General features: G+C 71.3%; 3 protein-coding genes. All 3 read left to right on the top strand.

Going from position 1 to position 4023, the window contains the following annotated elements; translation table 11 throughout:
• The first annotated feature begins 282 nt into the window (after positions 1-282).
• Positions 283-906 carry a snapalysin gene (gene snpA, locus ACFU7Y_RS41230; RefSeq protein ID WP_224283359.1) on the top strand — a complete coding sequence of 208 codons (624 nt, stop codon included), beginning with the start codon at positions 283-285 and terminating at the stop codon, positions 904-906.
• A gap of 178 nt (positions 907-1084) precedes the next feature.
• Entirely contained in the window at positions 1085-1744 is a 660-nt protein-coding gene (locus ACFU7Y_RS41225; protein WP_224283360.1) for a pentapeptide repeat-containing protein, read from the top strand.
• Positions 1745-1923: 179 nt separating this feature from the next.
• The gene (locus ACFU7Y_RS41220) at positions 1924-4005 is read left to right on the top strand and encodes a phosphocholine-specific phospholipase C (protein ID WP_224283361.1); all 2082 of its coding nucleotides are present in this window, start codon (positions 1924-1926) and stop codon (positions 4003-4005) included.
• The last annotated feature ends 18 nt before the right edge of the window (positions 4006-4023 follow it).

Raw genomic sequence — 4023 nt, 5'->3', positions numbered from 1 at the left:
GAATCGGGCGGCCCGCCGCGCCGGGTACTTCCCCGGATGGGAGCCTAGCCGCCGCCGGAACGGAATTCCAGGGGCACGATTGAGTCAAGGCGAGGAAAAGACAACTCAATTCGGCTCCATCGGCGGGGTATTGGGCGGGGTATTGAACGGTGTTATCGCGGGTTGGCATCATCCGCGCACGCACCGGGTTGCCCGAAGCTCTGGGGACACCACCCGTTGACCAGGTGTTCCTCGTGGCCGGCCCCCAACCGGCCACACCACCTCAGGAATCGGAGCCCCCACATGAAGCGTTCCGTGCTGTCCGCCACCCTCGGCCTCGCCCTCGCGGCCGGCCTCGCCGTCCTGCCCACCACCGCCGCGTCCGCGGCTCCGGCCGCCCCGGCCGTGCAGGGCTACACCGCCTCGACGTACGCCGGTTCGGCCGCGGAGAGTGCGGACAACCAGGCCTTCTTCCAGGCCGTGATGGCCTCCGCCAAGGCCAAGCAGGCGGCCAACCCCGGCCTGACGACCGTCACCGTCACCTATGACGCCAGCTCCGCGCCGTCCTTCCGCAACCAGATATCCCAGGCCGCGCAGATCTGGAACGGCTCGGTCGCCAACGTCCAGCTGCGGTCCGGCTCGGCCGCTGACTTCCGCTACTACGAGGGCAACGACAGCCGCGGTTCGTACGCCAGCACCGACGGCCACGGGCGCGGCTACATCTTCCTCGACTACCAGCAGAACCAGCAGTACAGCTCGGTGCGCGTGGTGGCGCACGAGACCGGGCACGTGCTCGGCCTGCCGGACCACTACACCGGTCCGTGCAGCGAGCTGATGTCGGGCGGCGGCCCCGGCACCTCCTGCACCAACCCCTACCCGAACAGCACCGAGCGCAGCCGCGTCAACTCGCTCTGGGCGCGCGGCTGACCCGAGCGGTGAGCACCCCGGACCGGTCGCACCGAGGCGGCCGGTCCGGGGCGCTGCGGCTTCGCGGCCTCCTCGGGGCGACGCCGGTGCGGGGCGTCGTCGCTGCCGGGCGTTGTCGGCGCCGCGTGCGAGCATGCGGGCGAGACCCCTCCGTCCGCGACCGCCAGGAGCCGCCGCCATGCCCCGTTCCGTCCCCGACCGGCTCGCCGACCTCCCGTACGCCGAGCTGCTGCGCCCGCACACCGGGCCGCTGCGCAGCGACGAGCGGTACGACACCACGCACTTCGACGGCGGCGAGCACACCGACGAGTCGGGCGCCGGGGCGGCCTTCCTGGAGTGCGCCTTCACCGGCGTCGCGCTCAGCGGGGTCAAGCTGCGCCAGGCCCGGTTCAACGAGGTGTGGGTGCAGGCCGGCCGCTGGGTCGCCTGCGACCTCAGCGACTCCGAGTGGCAGGACAGCTCCTTCGTCGGCGGCGTGCTCGCCGGGGTCGCCGGGTACGGCTCGGCGCTGCGCCGGGTCGTCTTCCGGGGCTGCAAGCTGGAGGCGGTCAACCTGCGCTCGGCCGTCCTGCGGGACGTCGTCTTCGAGGACTGCCTGCTGCGCGACGTGGACTTCGGCGAGGCGAAGCTGACCGGGGTGTCCTTCCCCGGCTCCACGCTGGAGGAGGTCCGGCTGCGCGGGGCGACGCTGAGCAAGACCGACCTGCGCGGCGCCGTCCGGCTCGGTCTGGCCGACGGTCACCAGGGGCTGCGCGGCGCCGTCATCAGCTCCACCCAACTGCTGGAGCTGGCACCCCAGTTCGCCCACGCGCTGGGAATCGAGGTCAAGGACCGCTGATCACCCCAGCCCCTTCGCCCGTTCAGCCGGGCGTCGCTCGGTGACACCGGGGCGAACAGTCCGCCAACCCTGCCGCGCGGATCTGGTGGACCGCTTCGCGCGCGGTGGAGACTGCTGCGCGATCGAGTGAGCCCCGACTTGTGTACACAACATCGCCAGCGAAGGGACGGGCCGGGCTGATGGCCGAGTTGAGTCGTAGGAAGTTCGTCACGCTGTCCGGCGCCGCCGCCGCGGGCCTCGCCGTGGCCGGCACCGGGGCCGGTGCCGCGGGAGCCGCCCCGAGCGGAACGGCCGCGACCGCCGCCGCCACCGCGCTCAACACGACCGGCACCATCACCGACGCCCAGCACGTGGTGATCCTGATGCAGGAGAACCGCAGCTTCGACCACTACTTCGGCATGCTGCGCGGCGTGCGCGGCTTCGCCGACCGCAGCGCCATCCAGATCTCCGGCGGCTACAGCGTCTTCAACCAGCCCAACGGTCTGCTCGGCCGGCAGTACCCGTGGCAGTTCAGCCAGACCAAGCCGGCCGGTGGCGCCGACCCCGAGCGCCTCGCCCAGTGCAACGGGGACCTCAGCCACGGGTGGAGCGACCAGCACAAGGCCTGGAACGGCGGCAAGATGGACTCCTGGGTCGCCGCCAAGGGCAACGTCCGCACGCTCGGCTTCCTCACCCGTCAGGACATCCCGTTCCACTACGCGCTGGCCGAGAACTGGACCATCTGCGACGCCTACCACTGCTCCGTGCTGAGCGCGACCGGCCCCAACCGCACCTACCACTGGTCCGGCCAGATCGACCCGGCCGGCGCCGCGGGCGGCCCGGCCTACGACGGCGGTGACGAGAAGGGCCTGCGCTGGCAGACCTACGCCGAGGCGCTGGAGGGCGCCGGGGTCAGCTGGAAGGTCTACCAGAACGCCGCCGACAACTACGGCGACAACGCCCTGGCGTACTTCACGAACTTCACGAACGCCCCGGCCGGCAGCCCGCCGGCGGTCAAGGGCATGGGCTCGGTGCCCAAGGTCACGGGGAAGACCCCGGACGACATCGCCGCCGCCATCAAGGCCGACGTGCTGGCCGGCACCCTCCCGCAGGTCTCCTGGATCGTCGCCGACCAGGCCTCCTCCGAGCACCCGTACGCCACCCCGGCCGACGGCGCGCACTTCGTCCACATGGTGATCGACGCTCTCAACGCGGACCCGAACGTCTTCAACTCGTCGATCCTGTTCATCAACTACGACGAGAACGACGGCTTCTTCGACCACGTCCCGCCGCCGGCCGCCCCCGCCGGCACCCCGGGCGAGTTCTACAACGGCACCAACATCGGCCTCGGCTTCCGCGTCCCGCTGATAGCCGTCTCGCCCTGGACCCGCGGCGGCTGGGTCAATTCCGAGACCTTCGACCACACCTCGGTGCTGCGCTTCCTGGAGGTCTGGACGGCAGCCCTCGGCAAGCCCGCCACCTGCCCGAACATCAGCGACTGGCGCCGCCGCGTCTGTGGCGACCTGACCAGCGTGTTCGACTTCGCCACCCCGGTGTACGGCCTGCCGGCGCTGCCCGACACCTCGCAGACGATCGGCCTGTCCGCCTGCGGCCCGCTGCCCAACCCGGCCCCGGTGAACAACCAGCTGCCGGTGCAGGAGTCCGGCACCCGGCCCGCGCGGGCCCTGCCGTACCAGCCGAACGCCAACCTGGACCACTGGGACGCCGACGCCGGCGGCGTCATGCACGTCTGGGTGAAGATGTCCAACGACGGCGCCGCCCGCGCCTCGCACTTCGCCGCCTACGCCAACGCCTACCGCAGCGGCGGCCCCTGGCAGTACACCGTCGACTCCGGCAGCCCCGTCACCGACTTCTTCAACTGCGGCACCAACGGCTTCGGCAACGGCAAGTACGACCTGACCGTCGTCGGCCCGAACCGCTTCCTGCGCCGCTTCACCGGCGACCTCACCAAGGCGGGCAAGAACGCCGCGGTCACCGCCTCGTACGCCGTCGAGCCGGGGACGGGCAAGCCGGCCGTCTACTTCAAGCTCGCCAACAACGGCAGCACGCCGATGACCTTCACGATCGCGTCGAACAACTACCGGACGGACGGCCCCTGGACGTACCAGGTCCCGGCCGGCGGCAGCGTCACCGACTTCTTCAACGCCGTGGCGTACACCAACGGCTGGTACGACTTCACCGTCACGGTGGACGCGGACAGCAGCTTCTCCCAGCGCTTCACCGGCCACCTGGAGACCGGCGCGCCCAGCGTCACCGGCTGAGTGCACAGGGCGCAGGCC

Origin of the sequence: Kitasatospora sp. NPDC057542 (assembly GCF_042801945.1) — a bacterium.
Lineage (GTDB): Bacteria > Actinomycetota > Actinomycetes > Streptomycetales > Streptomycetaceae > Kitasatospora.
The sequence above is the reverse complement of the archived record's forward strand: the minus strand, read 5'-3'. Positions and strand labels throughout refer to the sequence as shown.

Coding starts and splice junctions, on each gene's coding strand:
- snpA (WP_224283359.1), top strand. CDS start 283: ATGAAGCGTTCCGTGCTGTCCGCCACCCTCGGCCTCGCCCTCGCGGCC.
- ACFU7Y_RS41225 (WP_224283360.1), top strand. CDS start 1,085: ATGCCCCGTTCCGTCCCCGACCGGCTCGCCGACCTCCCGTACGCCGAG.
- ACFU7Y_RS41220 (WP_224283361.1), top strand. CDS start 1,924: ATGGCCGAGTTGAGTCGTAGGAAGTTCGTCACGCTGTCCGGCGCCGCC.